This is a genomic window from Amycolatopsis sp. NPDC049252 (genome assembly GCF_043197175.1).
Classification (GTDB): Bacteria; Actinomycetota; Actinomycetes; order Mycobacteriales; family Pseudonocardiaceae; genus Amycolatopsis.
In genome coordinates this window covers 40,169-58,540 of the sequence record NZ_JBICSQ010000011.1, presented here as the reverse complement: position 1 = coordinate 58,540, position 18,372 = coordinate 40,169, and the positions used below count along the sequence as shown (strand labels likewise).

Below are 18,372 nucleotides of genomic sequence, written 5' to 3'. Positions count from 1 at the left end.
GAGGTCATGGCACAAAATGACCGGAAGTCGAGCAAAAACGTCGCCCAATACGAGCTCGGAGCCGACCTGGAACCGCGCATCGAGCACCCGGCTCCGAAGCTGTTGATGCCGGCATATCCAACCTTCGACGTGGGCGTGCTCAGGGTCCTGTTCGAGAACCTGGACGAACCCTGGTACGACGAGCAGCACCGGTTCATGCTGCGGCGGTATCGCAGCATGCGGCAATTCTGGCTTTTCATGGAAGTCCTGCTCACTTCCGCGATCGTCGTCCTGTCGACGGCGGGAATTCTCACGGTGTTACTGCTCGTCACCGGTGGATTCACCTTGTCCACCGCCGTCGCGGTGATCGTCGTCTTCTTCGTCGCGAATTTGCTTCAGAGCAAGCGGGATCACGGGCCGATCCCACGCTCCAGCGCAGCCGCTGGACATGGGTCTCACCGCCGGCCGCCTCTACGCGCGTGCTGCGTTTGACGCGCTCGCTGCTGGACGTCGAACTCCGAGACGATTTCGGACTGCCCTCCCCCGCCAATCTCCGCGAACAGCGTGACCTCGGCCGGTTCGTGATCGACGTCGCCGCCGTGGTCGCTCTGGACCGGGAGGATCTGATACCCCGCGTCAGGAGCCTGTACGTCGACACGCTGCCAGGCCGTGAGTCGTCTGAGGCGGACGAGGAACGAGACGCACTCTTTCTCGATCCCATGCGTACGCGGACCAGGTGGGAGGTCATCAAGGCCTTCGCTGTCCCGATGTCCGCCTTGATCGTTTCCCTGCTGTCGCTCGTCGTCGCACTGAGCCGCTAGGCGTCCACCGCCAGCCGGTATCCACGCTTCACCACCGTCTGGACCACCCCGCTACCCCCCAACGAGGTCCTCAGCCGGCCGATCGCCGTCTCCACCGCGTGTTCCTCCCCTCCGCCCGGCAGGGCCGAGATCAGCTCGCGCCGGGAAATCACCCGGCCAGGGGAGGCCGCCAGGGCCCGCAGCAGGGCCATCGGCGCTGGCGCCACCTCGCACCACTCGCCGTCCACGATGGCGGCCTCGCCGCGGAGTTCGAGACAGCGGCCGCCCGCCTGTAGCCGTGGGGACCGCGCCACCAGGGTCTCGGCGAGTGTCCGGGCCAACGCGCCGATCCGCGCCCGGTGCGGCTGGACCGTCGGGACGCCCAACGCCGCCAACGGACCCGCCGTGATCGGGCCGACGCACGCCGCCACCACGGGACCCGAAAGCGCCGAGATCAAGCCGGGAAGGCGGCCCGTGCGGCGGGCCAGAGCGAGCAAGGAAGCCACCGCGGGCGCACTCGTGAACGGCAGCGCGTGGATCGAACCCTCCAGCACCCCGTCCAGCAGGCGGTCCACCGGGCCCGGGTCGACCGGGCCGACCCAGCGGTACACCGAGATCTCGATGACCTCCGCCCCGGCCTCACGCAGCGTGTCGACGAAGTACGGCAGCGGCTCGCCGTGCAGCTGGACCGCGATCCGCATCCCGTCGACCCCGGTGGCGAGCAGGTGCTGCAGCAGCTCGGCGTTGCTCTCCGACGCCGGCGAGTAGTCCTCCGAAAGCCCGGCCGCGCGAATCGCGCCCGTCACCTTCGGGCCGCGCGCCAGCAGCGAAGACGCCGCCAGCCGCGAAACCAGCGCCTCCCCCAGTCCCCAGCCCTCGGCGGCCTCCAGCCAGCCGCGGAAGCCGATGCCGGTCGTCGCGACGACCGCGTCCACCGGCGAATCCAGCAGCCGGGCCGTCGCCGCGTGCAGCTCGGTGTCGTCCGTCAGCGGCACGATCCGGATCGCCGGGCCGTACCGGACGCCCGCCCCCTTGCGCACCAGCAGTGCGCCCAGCTCGTCGGCCCGGCGCGCCGCGGTGATGCCGATGACGAAACCGGCCAGCGGGAGGACTTCCGTCACGGCGACTCCACTTCGACCACGCCCTCTCGCACGCGCACCTCGTACACCGGAACCGAAACCCCCTCGGCGTCCAGACACTGTCCACTGTGGAGCAAAAACCGTTCCTTGTAGACCGGCGACGCGACCACCGCGACACCACCGGCGTCCCCGACGATCCCGCGCGAGAGCACGGCCGCTCCGCTGCACGGGTCCCAATTGGACAGTGCGTACCAGCGCTCACCCGGTAGCCGGAAGATCGCCACCTGGACCTCGTCCAGCAGCGCCGCGACCCCCGAGTACTCGGGCACCGCGTCCACGCCGCACACCGCCGTCCAGGTCCGTTCGAGAGACGTCGTCATCGCCGCACCTCCGGTACTCCCAGCATCACGGGCACCTTCTGCTCCCGCTCCGACCGGAACGAGATGGCCGGGTCCGGCGTGCCCGGCGCGTTGACGAACGACGTGAACCGGGCCAGCTTCTCCGGGTCCTCCAGCACGCCGCGCCATTCGTCGGCGTAGTTGTCGACGTGCTTGGCCATCGCCGCGTCGAGGTCCTCGCAGATGCCGAGTGAGTCGTCGACGATCACCGCGCGCAAGTGGTCGAGCCCGCCGTCCAGCTCCTCGATCCACGGCGCCGTCCGCTGCAGCCGGTCGGCGGTGCGCACGTAGAACATCAGGAACCGGTCGATGGTCCGGATCAGCGTCGAGGTGTCCACATCGGACACCAGCAGCTCGGCGTGCCGCGGCGTGGTGCCGCCGTTGCCGCCGACGTAGAGGTTCCAGCCGTTCTCCGTGGCGATGATCCCGAAGTCCTTGCTCCGCGCCTCGGCGCACTCGCGCGCGCACCCGGACACCGCCGACTTCAGCTTGTGCGGCGACCGCAGCCCGCGGTAACGCAGCTCCAGCTCGATCGCCAGCCCGACGCTGTCCTGCACACCGTAGCGGCACCACGTCGACCCCACACACGACTTGACCGTCCGCAGCGCCTTGCCGTAGGCGTGCCCGGACTCGAACCCGGCGTCGACCAGCTTCCGCCAGATTAACGGCAACTGGTCCACCGTGGCGCCGAACAGGTCGATCCGCTGGCCGCCGGTGATCTTGGTGTACAGCCCGAATTCCTGGGCCACCTCGCCGATCACGATCAGCTTCTCCGGCGTGATCTCGCCGCCGGGGATCCGTGGGACGACCGAGTACGTGCCGTTGCGCTGGAGGTTCGCCAGGTACCGGTCGTTGGTGTCCTGCAACGTCATCTGCTCGCCGCCGAGCACGTGCCCAGTGCCCAGCGTGGCGAGAATGGACGCGACCGCGGGCTTGCACACCGCGCAGCCGGTGCCCGTGCCGTACCGGGCGATGACCTCGCTGAACGTGGAGATCCGCGTGGCCCGGACGATCTCGAACAGCTCCGCCCGCGACTGTCCGAAGTGCTCACACAGCGCCTTCGACTGCTCGACGCCGGCCGCGGTCAGCAGCTTCCCGAGCAGCGGGACGCAGGAGCCGCACGACGTCCCGGCGCGGGTGCACGCCTTGACCTGGCCGACGGTGTCGCAGCCGTCCTCGTGGATCGCCCGCGTGATCGCGCCTTTGGAAACCGCGTTGCACGAACAGATCTGCGCCGCGTCGGGCAGCGCGTCGACACCGACCGCCGCACCGCCCCCGGCCGGGGCGAGGATCGCCGACGGCTCGGCGGGCAGCGGACGCCCGACCAGCGCCCGCAGCGTGTTGTACTCCGCCGCGTCGCCGACCAGGACACCGCCGAGCAGCGTCTTGCCGTCGTCGGTGACCACGAGCTTCTTGTACGTCCCGGCGACCGCGTCGTTGACGGCGACCTCGAGCGCGCCTTCGGTGGCCGCGTGCGCGTCGCCGAACGACGCGACGTCGACACCCATCAGCTTCAGCTTCGTGGACGTGTCCGGCTCGGGGAACGTTCCGGCGCCGCCGGTCAGCTGCGCCGCGACGATCTCGGCCATCGCGTACCCGGGCGCCACGATGCCGTAGACGCGCCCTTCGACCGCAGCACATTCACCGATCGCGTACACCGACGGATCACTGGTGCGGCAGGACAGATCGACGAGCACCCCACCGCGTGGGCCGACGTCCAAACCGGACTGCCGTGCGAGGTCGTCACGCGGCCGGACCCCGGCCGAGAACACGACCAGGTCGACGTCCAGCTCGGTACCGTTGCCCAGCCGGGCCACCAGCCGCGCACCGTCGGCCTCGATCGCGTCGGTCGACGTTCCCGTGTGGACGGTCACGTCCAGCCCGGAGATGAGCCGCCGCAGCAGCGAGCCACCACCTTCGTCCACCTGCAGCGGCATCAGCCGCGGCGCCATCTCGACGACGTGCGGCGAGAGTCCCATGTCCCGCAACGCCTTGGCCGCCTCCAGGCCGAGCAGGCCACCACCGATGACGACGGCCGCCCGCCGCCCGCGGCCGGGCCGCTCGGCCGCCGCGCGGATCGCGTCGAGGTCCTCGATGGTCCGGTAGACGAAACAGCCGGGCAGGTCGTGCCCGAGCACCGGCGGCACGAACGGTCGCGACCCGGTGGCCAGGACCAGAGCGTCGTACGAGACCGTGGAACCGGACGCGGTGGTGACCGTGCGGGCAGCCCGGTCCACCGAAGCAACCAGCTCGCCGAGCCGCAGGTCGACGAGCTGGTCACCCGCGTAGTCCGAGCCGGGCAACGCCAGTGACGCGGGATCCCAGCCGTCCACATAGGACGTCAGGGCCACCCGGTCGTACGCCGGGCGCGGCTCCTCGGAGAGGACGACGATCCGCCAGCTGCCGGCGCTGTCGGCGGTCCGCACCGCCTCCACGAGCCGGTGCGCGACCATGCCGTGCCCGGCGACGACCAAGGTGGGCATCTCAGACCTCCGCTCCCGCGAGCGCCAGACCGCGCTCACTCGGCTGTTCGGCGGGCTTGCGCAGGTAGACCGCCCAGGTGACGGCGAAGCACAGCCCGTAGAAGACCAGGAACCCGATGAACGCGGGCACGCCGCTCTTGGTGTCGGCGAACGACTGCCGGAACGCCAGGTTGATGAACAGCCCGCCCTCCGCACCGATCGCGCCGGCCAGGCCGATCAGCGCGCCGGACAGCCGTCGCGCCTTGAGCAGCTCGGCCGCCTCCTCGGCGCCGTTCGCGATCGCCGTCCGGGCTTTCGCGCGGAAGATCGCCGGGATCATCTTGTACGTCGAACCGTTGCCGACGCCGGTCAGGACAAAGAGGACGATGAACGCGATCGTGAAGAGCGTCAGGGACTTCGACGTCGAGGCGAGGATCAGCACCACCGTGGCCAGCGCCATCCCGACGAACGTCGCGAAAGTGACCTTGCCGCCGCCGATCCGGTCGGACAGCCAGCCGCCGGCCGGCCGCGCGAGCGAGCCGAGCAGCGGGCCGAGGAAGGTCACCGCGGCCGCCTGCAGCGGCGTCCGGCCGAACTGGTTCTGCAGCACCAGCCCGAACGCGAAGCTGTACCCGATGAACGAGCCGAACGTGCCGACGTACAGGAACGACATCACCCAGGTGTGCGGGTCCTTGACGACCTGGCGCATCGCCTTGGTGTCGCTGCGGACGGTCGCGAGGTTGTCCATGTAGCGGTACGCGCAGACGGCGGCGATCACGATCAGCGGAATGTAGACGTACAGCACGATCCGCGGCGCGGTCGCCCCCGCCGTGCCGATCACGAGCAGGCCGACGAGCTGGATCGCGGCGACGCCGAGGTTGCCGCCGCCCGCGTTGAGGCCGAGCGCCCAGCCCTTGTGCTTCTCCGGGTAGAACGTGTTGATGTTCGTCATCGACGACGCGAAGTTCCCGCCGCCGACCCCGCCGAGGGCCGCGACCAGCAGGAACGTGCCGAGTGACGTGCCGGGGTGCAGCACCACCGCGGCCAGGATCGTCGGGATCAGCAGCAGGAGGGCGCTGACGACCGTCCAGTTGCGACCGCCGAACTTGGCCACCGCGAACGTGTAGGGCAGTCGCATCAGGCCGCCGATGAGCGTCGGCGTCGAGACGAGCAGGAACTTGTCGGCGGCGTCGAAACCGTAGTCCTTGCCCATGAACAGGACGATGACCGACCACAGTGTCCAGACGGAGAACCCGATGTGCTCGGCCAGCACGGAGAACCACAGGTTGCGGCGGGCGACCTTCTTGCCGGTCTCCTCCCAGAACGTCTCGTTCTCCGGTTCCCAGTGCTCGATCCAGTGTTTCCCTTGGTGCACCACGGCGTTCTCCCTTGTAGCAGTCGATGTGCTCATTGCGCGGCGAGCCAGTTCGCGACGGCGCCGACGGTGCCGGTGCACCCGCCGCAGCCCGTGGTGGCCCGCGTGGCCCGCGCCAGTGCGGGGGTATCGGTGGCGCCGGCCTTCCAGGCTTCGATCAGCCGGGCCTTGGTGACGGTGTTGCAGCGGCAGATCACCGCCGTCGCCGGCAGGTCGGCCGGGCTGGCCGCCTGACCAGCGCCGGCCGGCAGCGCCCGGCCGAGCAGCACCGCGAGCCGGTCGTCCGGCAACGGCGTCCCGCGGTCGTGGAACTGCGTGATCGACGCGGCCGCGTCGGGCAGGCCGAGCAGGATCGCCCCGGTGACGCGGTTTTCGCGGACGACGAGCTTGCCGTACCGGCCGCCGGCCGGGTCGGTGAACGTCAGCACCTCGGCGTCGTCGTCGGTGGCCTCGACCTGGGTCTCCCCCAGCGCGGCGAGGTCGATGCCGCGCGCCTTGAGCCGGGTGACCGCGCTCGTGCCGCGGTAGCGCGCGGCGGCGTTCGTGCCGGTCAGGACGTCGGCGAGCACCTCGGCCTGCTCCCACGCGGGCTGGATCAGCCCGCCCGGGGCGCCCGGGTGGCGGGCGCAGTCGCCGAGCGCGTGGATCCGGCCGTCGCTGCTGCGCAGCACGTCGTCCACCAGGATCCCGCGATCGACGTCGAGCCCGGCGTTCTCGGCGAGGCTCGTCTCGGTGCGGACCCCGGCGGCGACCACCACGAGGTCGGCCGGGACGAAGCTGCCGTCGTCGAGCTTGAGGCCGTCGCCGGGCAGGTAGCGGGCGGCGGTGGCGCCGAACCGGAAGGTGACGCCCATCGCGGCCAGCTGCCGGGCCAGCACGTGCCCGGCTGCGGGATCGAGCTGACGTTCCATGACGTGGCGGTTCGGGTGCACGACGGTCACCTGGTTGCCGCGCCCGGCCAGGCCGCGGGCGGCCTCGAGCCCGAGCAGCCCGCCGCCGAGGACGGCGACCGGCGCGCCGAGGCGGGCGGCGTCGAGGATCTTGGCGCAGTCGTCGAGCGTCCTGAAGGTGACGACACCGGGGCCGAACCCCTCGACCGGCGGGATCCACGGGTTGGCACCGGTGGCGAGCACGAGGGCGTCGTAGTCCACAGTGGATCCGTCACCGAGTTCCACACAGCGCTTCCCGCGGTCGATCCGGACGGCTTCCGTGCCGAGGCGGAGGTCGACGTTCACCCGCGCGGCCCACTCGTCGTCGTGCAGCCGGACGCTCTCCGGGCTCATCCCGCCGGCGACGACGGCCGAGAGCAGCACCCGGTTGTAGGCCGCGTGCCTCTCGGCGCCGAGTACGGTCAGCCGGACGCGCTCGGCGGCCGGGTCGCGGCGGCGGATCTCGTCGGCCAGCCGGGCGCCGGCCATGCCGTACCCGACGATGACGACGTCCCGGGCGCTCACGCCACACCGTCCACAGCGGACAGAGACACGGCGCACACCTTGAACTCCGGCATCCGGCTGACCGGGTCGAGCGCGGGGTTGGTGAACAGGTTGGCGCGCTGCGCGCCGGGGAAGTGGAACGGCACGAAGACCAGGTCGGGCCGCAGCGACTGGGCGAACCGCACCAGCGCCGTCATCTCCCCGCGACGGGAGCGGATCCGCGCCTGGTCGCCCTCTTCGAGCCCGGCGCGTTTGGCCGTGTCCGGGTGGACCTCGACGAACGCCTCGGGCACGACGTCGTTCAGCTCGTCGATCAGCCGCGTCTGCGCGCCCGACTGGTAGTGCTGCAGCACCCGGCCGGTGGTGGCCTGCAGCGGGAACTCGTCGTCCGGCAGTTCCGCCGGGCCGGTGTGCTCGACGGGCACGAACCGCGCGCGACCGTCCGGGTGGGCGAAGGTGTCGAGGAACATCCGCGGGGTGCCGGGGTGGTCGTCGGCCGGCACCGGCCAGTACAGGGCCGCCCCCGCGCGCAGCCGGGCGTAGCTGACGCCGGAGTAGTCGGCGATGCCGCCCTTGGACGCGATCCGCAGCTCCTCGAACGCCGTCTCGGTGTCGACCGGGAAGCGACCTTCGGGCTGGCCGAGCCGATCAGCGAGTCCGTTGAGGACGTCCAGGTCGGACCGCACGCCGATCGGGGGATCGAAGGCCTTGCGCCGGAGCAGGATCCGGCCCTCGAGGTTGGTGAGCGTGCCGTCCTCTTCGGCCCACTGCGTGACCGGGAGGACGACGTCGGCCAGCGCCGCCGTCTCCGACAGCACGAAGTCCGCGACGACCAGGAGGTCCAATGCGGACAGCCGATCTTGGACACGCCGGGAGCGTGGCGCCGAGACGACCACGTTGCTGCCGAACACCATCAGTGCCTTCGGCCCGCCGTTCTGGCCGAGGGCTTCGAGCAGCTCGTACGCCGATCGGCCGGGTCCGGGCAGGCTGTCCGGGTCGACCCCCCAGACCCCGGCGACGTACTCGCGGGCGGCCGGGTCGTCGAGCTTGCGGTAGCCGGGCAGCTGGTCGGCTTTCTGACCGTGCTCACGGCCGCCCTGCCCGTTGCCCTGGCCGGTGAGGCAGCCGTAACCGGAGCCCGCGCGGCCGGGCAGGCCCAGCGAGAGCGCGAGGTTGATCCAGCCGCCGACGGTCGCGGTGCCGGTGGCGTGCTGCTCGGTGCCGCGGGCGGTGAGGATGTAGGCGTTGCACGCGTTGGCCAGCTTCGCGGCGGCCAGGCGCATGTCGGCGGCCGAAACGCCGGTGACGCGCTCGGCGCGTTCCGGCCACCAGGACGCGGCGATCCGCCACGTCTCCGCGAAGCCGCTGGTTCGTTCGTCCACATAGGACTGATCGAGGTGGCCATCGGCGACCACGGCGTGCAGGATGCCGAGGGCCAGCGCGAGATCGGTGCCGGGCGCGGGGGCGAGGTGCAGGCCCGCGAGCTCGGCGGTCGCCGTCCGGCGCGGGTCGACGACGATCAGGTCGGCGCCGCGCAGGTGCTGGGTGAACGGCGGCATCGTCTCGGCCGGGTTGGCGCCGGCGAGCAGCACGACGTCGGCGCCGGCCAGATCCGTGACGGGGAACGGCAGCCCGCGGTCGGCCCCGAAGGCCCGGGTGCCCGCGGCGGCGGCCGAGGACATGCAGAACCGGCCGTTGTAGTCGATCTGCGAGGTGCCGAGCGCGACGCGGGCGAACTTGCCGAGCAGGTAGGCCTTTTCGTTGGTGAGCCCGCCGCCGCCGAAGATCGCGACCGCGTCCGGGCCGTGTGCTTCCTGGAGTTCCCGCAACTTCCGCGCGACGAAGTCGAGCGCGAAATCCCAGCTGACCGGTTCGAGAAGGCCGTTGAAGCGGATCATCGGGGTGGTCAGCCGTTTCGGCGAGGTCAGCAGCGCGCCGGACGTCCAGCCCTTCTGACACAGGCCGCCGGCGTTCACCGGGAACGCCCGCGGCGTGACGCGGACGCCGTCGAGGTGCATGCCGCACTGCAGGGCGCAGTACGGGCAGTGCGTGTCGACCTGCGGCACGGGTACCTCCGGCGTCGTTCGGATGACCCGACGCTAAGGAGGCCGTGTTACTCGGAATCGACCGAATGTTTCCGGCAGTTGACATTGCGGCGCGACTCACGCGCCCCCGGCGGTGAGGTGCGTGACCGGCCCCAGCCGCGCTGCTCCAGGAAGCGCCGCGGGAACCACTCCGGCAGCGACCCGAGCCGATCGGGCGACGTCCGACCGGCGACCCGGCGGTCGGCGCGGGAAAGGACCCGGATCGCACCCTGGGCAGGTGCACCCGGACGACACCGGCAGCGCGTCGGGTGCCGCGGTCCCGATGAGCGGAGGTTCGGCGATGTGCCGAAAAACGAATCCGGCGTCCTCGGCCGACGCGAGCTGACGAGCGGATTGGCTGGAGAGGCGCGGACCGGCGGCTTCACCGTCCGGATGCGATGGGCCCGGCGCAGGCTCGAAGGCCGTGTCAGAGCACGCCGCTGACCTCGCGGGCCGCCACGCGAAGGCCGTCCAGCGCGGCGCGCGTCGACCTCGGGTTCAGTGCGTTCGACGCCAGCCGGAACAGCACCGCGCGCAGCAGCAGCTGGGGCCACTCCGGCAGGTGCGCCCAGCGTTCGAGCAGCTCGCGGGTCGCGCCGCCCCAGGCCAGGGCGTCGACCGCGACGATCGCCGCGCCGTACTCGCCCGGGCGGTAGTACGGGACGAAGTCGACCAGGCCGGGTGCCGCGTCGCCGTCGAACAGCAGGCCGGCCAGCAGTTCGCCGTGCGCGACCTGGGACGGCAGCTTGATCGGGCGGCGCGCGCCGGCCAGGACCTCGAACCAGCGGCCGCCCTTCGTCTCGTCGAGCGGGACCTCGAGCTCCTCCCAGGCGACCCGGTCGGCGACGGCGTCGACGTCCTTGCGCCCGGCGATGAAGTCCGGCCGGGGCAGCCCGACGGTCGCCCGGTGCAGCTTCACCGCGGCCAGCACCGACGCGTCACCGCGGTGCTCGGGCGTGCCGGCGACGAACCGCGACGCCGTCCAGCCGCCGACGATCCAGCGGCCGTCGGTCGAGCGCACCGGCTTCGCGACCCGCAGGCCCGGCTCGTCGACGTAGTCGAGCGCGCGGGCGGTCCACAGCGTCCTGGCCTTGTCGGTGACCGGTTTCAGCACGAGGTCGCCGCAGCGCCACGCCGCCGAGTCCGGCATCGGTTCGCCGCTGTCGGCGAGCCCGCCGAAGGCCGAGCAGACGTGGCCGGGAGGGCGTTCGAGGGTTGAGCGCACGAGTACTGACGGTACCCGGCCGGGTGGTCCACGAACGAGAAGACGCGCTGGTCACACACGGTTTTGATAACGCTGCGAGAACACGGTGACGACCGGGACGAAACGCCGTGAAGGCCACCTTGAGGGACTCAGAGTCCCTCGAGGTGGCCTTCACGGACAACCACTGTCAGTAGGTCGGCAGGCTCGGGTCGATCTGCTTGGCCCAGGCGAGCACGCCGCCGCCGAGGTGCGTCGCGTCCTTGAAGCCGGCCGCGTGCAGGGCCGCGAGGGCCTCCGCCGAGCGGGCACCCGACTTGCAGTGCAGGACGATCGGCTTGTCCTGCGGCAGCTCCGCCAGCGCCTCACCCGAGAGGATGCGGTCCTTCGGGATCAGCGTCGCGCCCTTGATGTTGACGATCTCGTACTCGTGCGGCTCGCGGACGTCGATCAGCGCGAAGTTCTCGCCGCTGTCGAACTTGGCCTTGAGCTCCGCCGGCGTGATGGTGCTGCCGGACGCGGCCTGAGCGGCCTCGTCGGAGACCACGCCGCAGAACGCCTCGTAGTCGATCAGCTCGGTGATCTTCGGGGTCTCCGGGTCCTTGCGGATCTTGACCTCGCGGTACTTCATCTCCAGCGCGTCGTAGCTGATGAGGCGCCCGAGCAGCGTCTCGCCGATGCCGGTGATGAGCTTGATCGCCTCGGTCACCATGATCGAGCCGATGGACGCGCACAGCACGCCCAGCACGCCACCCTCGGCGCAGGAGGGGACCATGCCCGGGGGCGGCGGCTCCGGGTAGAGGTCGCGGTAGTTGAGGCCCTTGCCGTTCGGCGCGTCCTCCCAGAAGACGCTGACCTGGCCTTCGAACCGGAAGATCGAGCCCCAGACGTAGGGCTTGCCGAGCAGCACCGCGGCGTCGTTGACCAGGTAGCGCGTGGCGAAGTTGTCCGTGCCGTCGACGATGAGGTCGTACTGCTCGAAGATCTCCAGCGCGTTCGAGGAGTCCAGCCGGTCGGTGTGCAGGTGCACCTTGACCAGCGGGTTGATCTCGGCGATCGACTCCTGCGCGGACGCGGCCTTGAGCTTGCCGACGTCGGACTGGCCGTGGATGACCTGGCGCTGCAGGTTCGACTCGTCGACGACGTCGAAGTCGACGATGCCGAGCGTGCCGACGCCGGCCGCGGCCAGGTACAGCAGCGCGGGGCTGCCGAGGCCGCCGGCGCCGATGACCAGGACCTTCGCGTTCTTCAGCCGCTTCTGCCCGTTCACCCCGACGTCCGGGATGATCAGGTGACGGCTGTACCGGGCCACCTCTTCCTTGGTGAGCTCGGCAGCCGGCTCGACGAGCGGCGGCAGTGCTGACATCGGGTCCTCCATCTCGCGCGGATCGCGTCCATCCCACTATGCACAACGCGCGCACGCAAACAGACCTTCCCCGGTCCGGATGGTGGGATGCGTTACGACTTGGGCGAGGGGTTCGGCCAGGAGTTGGGCACGCAGACGCGGCCGTCCTTGGCCACCTTGCCCTTGTCGCCGCCGGGGATGTCGTTGAGCATCGAGACGTAGTCGTCGGCGACGCCGAAGGACTGCTGCATCATCACCGGCGCGGCCTGGCCGTTGCCGGGGCAGCCGACGTGCTGGTTGCCCAGTGCGTGCCCGACCTCGTGGTTGATGGCGTACTGCCGGTACCCGGTCATGTCGGCGCCGAAGGCCTTCGCCCCGCGCACCCAGCGGGCCAGGTTGATCAGCACCCGGCCCATGCTCTTGCGGTAGCAGGACGCCTCGAAGGTGATCTGGAAGCCGCAGGCGTCCGCCCGGTGCGTGGTCTCCGGCGTGGTGAGGCTCACCTTGAACGACGGGTTCGGGAAGTTCGCGTCGACGCGCTGCAGCGCGATCTTGCCGTCCCACGTCCAGCTCTTGGAATCGGACAGGGTGCCCTGCACGGCCGTGGCGAACGCGTCGTCGCCGGCGTAGCTCGCCGGGTCGATGCCGTCCTCGACGTCCACGGTGTAGGTGTAGAGCTTCCCGTTGCCGACCTTCGGGCCGCTGCCCGGCACGGTGTGCCACGTGCCGGCGCCGGCCTGGGTGAACGGGCTGCCGTTCGGCAGGTCCGCGGTCGGCACCTTGAGGTCGACCGGCGTGGCCGGGTTCTCCGGGATGCCCTGGCCGTCGTCGCCGTCGATGGAGCCGCCGGAGCTGTCCCCGCCCGCGGATTCGACGCCGGGGGCGCTGCCCTGCTCGGCGATCGGCTCGGCCGGGCTGTTCGCGGTGTTGACCACGACGAGCACGGTCAGCACGGCGAGGATCGGCAGGGCGTAGACGCGCCAGCCGTAGGTCCCGGTGAGCTTGGCGAAAAGGGTCTTCGGCGGCTCTTCGGCCTGCTTGGTCTCGCGGGCTTCCTGGTGCGGCTTCCAGGAGGCGCTCAGGGGCTCGGCGGAGGTCCGGCGGCTGCCCGGGCGGTAGCGGTCCTCGCTGACCCGCTGGGCCGGCGCCTTCGACGGGCGGTACTGCCCGGTGCGCGGGGAGTCTCCGGTCTCGGGGGCGCCTTGCGCGGGCCGGCGGGCCGACGCGCGGTGGGGAGCCCGCCGATCTTCGCCTCGCTCGTCCTGCTTCACCCGGTCCACCGCACCAGGGTGCCACAGCGCCGGAGCGGCGCCCTCGGCGACTGGCGGATCACCCAGCGATCAGTTGTCGCCCGATCGGGCTACCAATTCCCGGCTTCGACGTGCTCCCACATGCCGAGGACGGCCTTCGCCACGACGATCGGCCGCTCCATCTGCGCCACGTGGCCGGTGCGCGGGAGCACGAGCAGCCGGGCCCGCGGGATCGCGCGGGCGGTGCGCACGGCGCGTCGCACGGAGATGACCCGGTCCTCGCGGCCCCAGACGACCAGTGTCGGCGCTTTCACCACCGGCGCGAGGGACCACAGCGACGCCTTCCCGACCGCCGACCACGCCCGGAAGATGCCGAAGGTGCTGCGCGCCATCGCGGGCGCGGCCCAGTCGAAGCCCGCGCGGGCGCCGTGTTCCTCGGTCAGCTCGTCGAGCCGGCTCTCCGGGAACTTCGACGGGTCCGCGAAGCACAGCTTGATGACCTGGGCGGCGCGTTCCCGCGGGCCCATCGCCGCGAGCTGCGCGCGCACCCGGGCGCCGACCAGCGGCAGGTAGGCCAGCGCCATCCGCGGGTCCGACAGGCGCCGCGGGTCGGGGCGGCGGTCGGGCATCGCGGGCGAGATGAGCGTCAGCGTCTTGACGAGCTCCGGGTGCCGCGCGGCCAGGATCAGCGCGATGGCGCCGCCCATGGAGTTGCCGAGCAGGTGGACGGGCGCGCCGACCTCACGGACGTGGCGGGCGACGACCTCGGCGTGCGCTTCGAGGCTGAAGTCGAACCCGGCCTCGGGCTCGGACCAGCCGAAGCCGGGCAGGTCCAGCGCGGTGCCGCCGGCGACCGGCGCGAGCAGCGCGGCCAGGTCGGTCCAGTTCGTCGACGAGCCGCCGAGACCGTGCAGGTAGACCGCCGGGACGCCGTCCGGGCCCGGGGTGCGGCGGACGTGGAGCCGGGCGGTGCCGACCTCTTCGAAGGTCGCCGGCCAGGGCGGCAGCACCGGCTCGATCGACGGCAAAGCCCTGGTCGAGAGGGGCACGTGGGTCACCGGCGGGCGGGCCGGGCCGACGTCGCCAGGGCGGTGGTCGGAGGTCTTCACGGCTCCAGGATGCCCGACACTTGGCACAGCACGCGTACCGGCGAGTAATCTTCAGGTCGACTTCACGCGGTGGCGACCCCGCCCGTCGAAGAGGCTGAAGACGGGAGGAAGAGCATGACGGAGATGACGCGGTTGCAGCAACGAGGGGTGCGCTTGCCCCGGACGGAGCGCCGGGCCCAGCTCCTCGCCGCGGCGCAGCGGGTCTTCGCCGAGAACGGCTACCACGCCGCCGCCATGGACGAGATCGCCGAGGTCGCGGGCGTCAGCAAGCCGGTGCTCTACCAGCACTTCCCCGGCAAGCTCGACCTGTACATCGCGCTGCTCGAAAGCCACGTCGACGAGCTGGTCAAGCGCGTGCAGAACGCGCTGGACTCGACGACGGAGAACAAGCAGCGCGTCCCGGCCACGGTCGGCGCGTTCTTCGACTTCGTCAGCAACGACGCGGGCGCGTTCCGCATGGTGTTCGAGTCCGACCTGCGCGGCGAGCCGGCGGTCCAGGAAGCGGTGGACCGCGCGACCTCGGCGAGCGTGGACGCGATCACGGACACGATCACGGCGGACGCCGGCCTCGACGAGGACAAGGCGCGGCTGCTGGCCGTCGGGCTGGTCGGGATGAGCCAGGTCAGCGCCCGGTTCTGGCTGCAGCACCACCAGTCGATGAGCCGCGAGGAAGCGGTGGCCCTGACGGCGAACCTGGCCTGGCGCGGCATCGGCGGCGGCTTCCCGCTCAAGGACTCCTGACAAAGTCCGTGAATGTCGCATTGAGGGACTCTGAGTCCCTCAATGCGACATTCACGGACTTCTGGCGTCAGCGGGTGGTGACGGCCGTGCGGACCAGGGCCGAGATGCGGCGAGCCACTTCGTAAGGCCGTTCCTGCGGCAGCATGTGCCCGGCGCCCGGGTAGCGGACGAACTCCGCGTGCGGCAGCTCGTCCGCGATCACCTTCGCGTGCGCCAGCGGGCAGAGCCGGTCCTTCTCCCCCGCCAGCACCACCGACGGGACGTCGCAGAGCGCGCCCAGGCCGCCGATGCCGCGGTGCGACGCGATCGCGTCCAGGAACAGCCCGGCACTCGCCGGGTGCGCGCACAGCAGCTGCTCGACGACGCTGTCCACCTGCGCGCGGCCCGGCCGGTCGCCGAAGACCAGCCGGCGCGACCCGGATCGGACCATCCCCGGCCGCAGGCGCAGCGTGTCCGACCGCAGGCCCGCCAGCAGACGGGCCAGCCGCGGCTCGAAGCGCGTGACGCCCCGGCCGACCAGGCCCGGGAAGCCGAGCGTCAGCCGGTCCATGTCGCCCGACGACGTCGCGACGAACGCCGCCCCGGCGAGCCGCGAGGCGACGAGCGACGGGTGCCGTTCGGCCAGGACCATCAGCGTCATGCCGCCCATCGAGTGACCGGCGAGCACGAGCGGCCCGTTCGGGACGCGGTCGGCGATCACCTCGGCCAGGTCGTCGGCGAGCCGGGCGATCGACGCCGAGCCGGGACGCGCGTGCGCCGAGCCGCCGTGGCCGCGCAGGTCGTAGCGCAGCACCCGGACACCCGGGTCCAGGTGCGGCAGCACGAAGTCCCACGTGCGGTGGTCCTGCGTCCAGCCGTGCACCAGCACCAGCGTCACCGCCGAGTCGGCGGGCCCGGACAGCTCGACGTGCAGCGCGGCGCCGTCGCTCGCGACGAACCGGTGCGCGATCGACGGGTCGCGCAGCCGCGACGCGGTGGTCACCGGCCCGCCGGGAGCAGGAAGGACTTGCGCCAGAAGAACTTCCCGGGCAGCCCGACCAGGCCCGACTCCTCGAGGAACGGCATGATCTTCTCCCCGGCCCAGGCGATCGTGCCCTGCCAGTGCGGGTTGTTCAGGGCCGCTTCGACGCCGTCGCGCGGCCGGATGCCGACCGCCTTGTAGACGTTCGGGTTGATGAACGCGCGCGTCACGAAGTACGAGATGAGGGCGATGACGAACTGCTGGTAGGCGATCTTGGCCTTGGACAGCTTCGCCATGCCGCGCGTGACCTCTTCGCGGGCGAAGGTGACGTGCCGCGCCTCCTCCAGCACGTGGATCCGGTTGACCATCCGGACCAGCGGCTGGACACCGTCGTCGTTCATCTGCTCGCGCTGCAGCCGGTCGAGCACCTCCTCGGCGACCAGGATCGCGCCGTAGCGCGCCGGGCCGTAGGAGATCGTCGGCATCAGCTTGGCCAGGCGCCGCAGCCACGGCACCGGGCCGTAGGCGGGGCAGCCGATCCGCGACGCCATCCGCGCGAACATCGTGGAGTGCCGGCATTCGTCGGCGATCTCGGTGAGCGCGAACTGCGCGTGCGCGGACGTCGGGTCCTGCTCGTAGACCTCCTTGAGCAGCATCTGCATCAGGAGGATTTCGAACCACAGCCCGGTGGTGGCGACGCTGGCGACCTCGTGTTTCCCGAGCTCGATGCGCTGCTCCGGCGTCAGCTTGTCCCACAGCTCGGTGCCGTAGAGCGAGGAGCGCTCGTCGAGGATGAACCGCTTGCCCTCGACCAGCGGCGCGGTCCAGTCGATGTCGACGTCGGGGTCGTAGAACTTGTTCGCCGACGACTTGAGCAGGCGCTCCGCGGTCTTTTCGCGATCCGGTTCTTTCAGCGTCCGCGTCATTGCCGACAACCCCTTCCGAAACATGTAACTTGCGGTAACAGTTACCTTTGGTAGCATCCCTCTCGTGATCGAACGTGTCAAGCGCTCCGGCAAGCAGTCCAAGCCCTCGTCGCACGACGGCGAGGTGACCGGCGACGCCCGCCGCGACCGCTGGCGCAAGCACCGGATCGCGCGGCGCAAGGAGTTCGTCGAGGCCGCCCTGCGCGCGCTCGACACGCACGGCCCGGACCTCGGCATGGAGGACGTCGCCGCCGAGGCGGGCGTCACGAAACCCGTGCTGTACCGGCATTTCGACGACAAGGCCGACCTCTACGTCGCCCTCGGCCAGCGCGGCACGGAGATCCTCTTCGAGCGGCTGATCCCGGCGATCAACGCCGAACTGGCGCCGGTCCCGCGGATCCGGATGGCGCTCGACGCGTTCTTCACGGTGATCGAGGAGCACCCGAACCTCTACCGGCTGCTCGCGCACGGCCGGCCGGAGAAGCCGGTCAGCTCCGACGTCGTGGCCGAGGACAAGGAACTGATCGCGACGGCGCTGACCGCGCTGCTCGGCGACTACATGCGGATGTTCAACATGGACTCCGGCGCGGCCGAGCCGTGGGCGCACGGCATCGTCGGCATGGTCCAGAACACCGGCGAGTGGTGGCTGGACCGGCGCTCGATGGGCCGCGACGCCGTCGTCGAATACTTGACGCAGATCATCTGGGCGGCCATCGACGGGCTGACCCGCCAGAACGGCGTGGTCATCGACCCGAACCTGCCGCTGGAGGCGAACAAGGTGGTCCAGCTGGGCCGTACCGACCCCGTGGAGGAAACGTCATGAGCGACCACGACGAAGACGGCTACAGCGGCGAGGCGACCCTGGTGGTCGACGGCGTTTCGCTGACGGCCCAGGTGGAACTGCGCGGCTACTTCCAGCCGATCGACGGCTTCTACCGCTGGTACGGCCGGGTGGCGGTGCACGAAGAGCTGGCCCGCCTGGCGGGCGGCAAGAAGAAGGCGGTCGAGATCCGGGCGGGCTCGCACTCGGCGACGGGCGAGCTGTCCGACCCGGACCCGTGGGGCCGCTACCGCATCATGGGCACGAGCACCCCGCCGTTCCACGTGCCGACGAGTTTGGAAGAACTCAACGCCTGAGCCGGTACCGGGCCGTGAATGTCGCATTCACGGACTTCAAGTCCCTCAATGCGACATTCACGGACTTTTCGCGACCGCCCGCGACGACGCCG

Annotated in this window: 17 protein-coding genes; 5 read left to right on the top strand and 12 right to left on the bottom strand. The window is 71.1% G+C overall.

Going from position 1 to position 18,372, the window contains the following annotated elements:
- The first annotated feature begins 6 nt into the window (after positions 1 to 6).
- The gene (locus tag ACGFMK_RS16110) at positions 7 to 471 is read left to right on the top strand and encodes a hypothetical protein (protein ID WP_392762995.1); all 465 of its coding nucleotides are present in this window, start codon (positions 7 to 9) and stop codon (positions 469 to 471) included.
- Positions 459 to 800, top strand: coding sequence for a hypothetical protein (locus ACGFMK_RS16105; protein WP_392762993.1), 342 nt, complete (start codon positions 459 to 461; stop codon positions 798 to 800). Before ACGFMK_RS16110 ends, ACGFMK_RS16105 begins: the two co-directional genes overlap by 13 nt.
- Here the strand turns inward: ACGFMK_RS16105 and ACGFMK_RS16100 are convergent.
- The 10 genes from ACGFMK_RS16100 to ACGFMK_RS16055 form a co-directional block, all read right to left on the bottom strand.
- Entirely contained in the window at positions 797 to 1,900 is a 1,104-nt protein-coding gene (locus tag ACGFMK_RS16100; RefSeq protein ID WP_392762991.1) for a uroporphyrinogen-III synthase, read from the bottom strand. The genes ACGFMK_RS16105 and ACGFMK_RS16100 overlap by 4 nt on opposite strands.
- Positions 1,897 to 2,238 carry a nitrite reductase small subunit NirD gene (nirD, locus tag ACGFMK_RS16095; protein ID WP_392762989.1) on the bottom strand — a complete coding sequence of 114 codons (342 nt, stop codon included), beginning with the start codon at positions 2,236 to 2,238 and terminating at the stop codon, positions 1,897 to 1,899. The genes ACGFMK_RS16100 and nirD overlap by 4 nt, the downstream gene beginning before the upstream one ends.
- Positions 2,235 to 4,739: a nitrite reductase large subunit NirB gene (gene nirB, locus ACGFMK_RS16090; RefSeq protein ID WP_392762986.1), complete on the bottom strand. Its 2,505-nt coding sequence runs from the start codon at positions 4,737 to 4,739 to the stop codon at positions 2,235 to 2,237. Before nirB ends, nirD begins: the two co-directional genes overlap by 4 nt.
- A 1-nt stretch (position 4,740) precedes the next feature.
- The gene (locus ACGFMK_RS16085; protein ID WP_392762984.1) at positions 4,741 to 6,129 is read right to left on the bottom strand and encodes a nitrate/nitrite transporter; all 1,389 of its coding nucleotides are present in this window, start codon (positions 6,127 to 6,129) and stop codon (positions 4,741 to 4,743) included.
- Positions 6,126 to 7,547: an FAD-dependent oxidoreductase gene (locus ACGFMK_RS16080; protein ID WP_392762982.1), complete on the bottom strand. Its 1,422-nt coding sequence runs from the start codon at positions 7,545 to 7,547 to the stop codon at positions 6,126 to 6,128. The genes ACGFMK_RS16085 and ACGFMK_RS16080 overlap by 4 nt, the downstream gene beginning before the upstream one ends.
- Positions 7,544 to 9,592, bottom strand: a complete 2,049-nt coding sequence (locus ACGFMK_RS16075) for a molybdopterin oxidoreductase family protein (RefSeq protein WP_392762979.1) — start codon at positions 9,590 to 9,592, stop codon at positions 7,544 to 7,546. The genes ACGFMK_RS16080 and ACGFMK_RS16075 overlap by 4 nt, the downstream gene beginning before the upstream one ends.
- A 445-nt stretch (positions 9,593 to 10,037) precedes the next feature.
- Complete coding sequence (locus tag ACGFMK_RS16070) at positions 10,038 to 10,835, bottom strand: TIGR02569 family protein (RefSeq protein ID WP_392762976.1); 798 nt, start codon at positions 10,833 to 10,835, stop codon at positions 10,038 to 10,040.
- 166 nt (positions 10,836 to 11,001) lie between these two features.
- A complete protein-coding gene (moeZ, locus tag ACGFMK_RS16065) occupies positions 11,002 to 12,177 on the bottom strand; it encodes an adenylyltransferase/sulfurtransferase MoeZ (protein ID WP_323334472.1) in 1,176 nt (391 codons plus the stop codon).
- A gap of 92 nt (positions 12,178 to 12,269) precedes the next feature.
- On the bottom strand, positions 12,270 to 13,436 hold the full coding sequence (locus tag ACGFMK_RS16060; RefSeq protein ID WP_392762972.1) for a DUF3152 domain-containing protein: 1,167 nt from the start codon (positions 13,434 to 13,436) through the stop codon (positions 12,270 to 12,272).
- 80 nt (positions 13,437 to 13,516) lie between these two features.
- Entirely contained in the window at positions 13,517 to 14,425 is a 909-nt protein-coding gene (locus ACGFMK_RS16055; protein ID WP_392763276.1) for an alpha/beta fold hydrolase, read from the bottom strand.
- 204 nt (positions 14,426 to 14,629) lie between these two features.
- Here ACGFMK_RS16055 and ACGFMK_RS16050 point away from each other — a divergent pair, with 204 nt between their 5' ends.
- Positions 14,630 to 15,256, top strand: a complete 627-nt coding sequence (locus ACGFMK_RS16050; protein WP_323334475.1) for a TetR/AcrR family transcriptional regulator — start codon at positions 14,630 to 14,632, stop codon at positions 15,254 to 15,256.
- A gap of 67 nt (positions 15,257 to 15,323) precedes the next feature.
- On the opposite strand, the gene ACGFMK_RS16045 is transcribed toward ACGFMK_RS16050, so the two are convergent.
- Together ACGFMK_RS16045 and ACGFMK_RS16040 are read right to left on the bottom strand one after the other, a co-directional pair.
- Positions 15,324 to 16,238: an alpha/beta fold hydrolase gene (locus ACGFMK_RS16045; protein ID WP_392762969.1), complete on the bottom strand. Its 915-nt coding sequence runs from the start codon at positions 16,236 to 16,238 to the stop codon at positions 15,324 to 15,326.
- Entirely contained in the window at positions 16,235 to 17,143 is a 909-nt protein-coding gene (locus tag ACGFMK_RS16040) for a diiron oxygenase (protein WP_392762966.1), read from the bottom strand. Before ACGFMK_RS16040 ends, ACGFMK_RS16045 begins: the two co-directional genes overlap by 4 nt.
- A 55-nt stretch (positions 17,144 to 17,198) precedes the next feature.
- Here ACGFMK_RS16040 and ACGFMK_RS16035 point away from each other — a divergent pair, with 55 nt between their 5' ends.
- Together ACGFMK_RS16035 and ACGFMK_RS16030 are read left to right on the top strand one after the other, a co-directional pair.
- Positions 17,199 to 17,966: a TetR/AcrR family transcriptional regulator gene (locus tag ACGFMK_RS16035; protein WP_392763273.1), complete on the top strand. Its 768-nt coding sequence runs from the start codon at positions 17,199 to 17,201 to the stop codon at positions 17,964 to 17,966.
- Entirely contained in the window at positions 17,963 to 18,280 is a 318-nt protein-coding gene (locus ACGFMK_RS16030) for a DUF4873 domain-containing protein (RefSeq protein ID WP_392762963.1), read from the top strand. Before ACGFMK_RS16035 ends, ACGFMK_RS16030 begins: the two co-directional genes overlap by 4 nt.
- Positions 18,281 to 18,372: the final 92 nt, after the last annotated feature.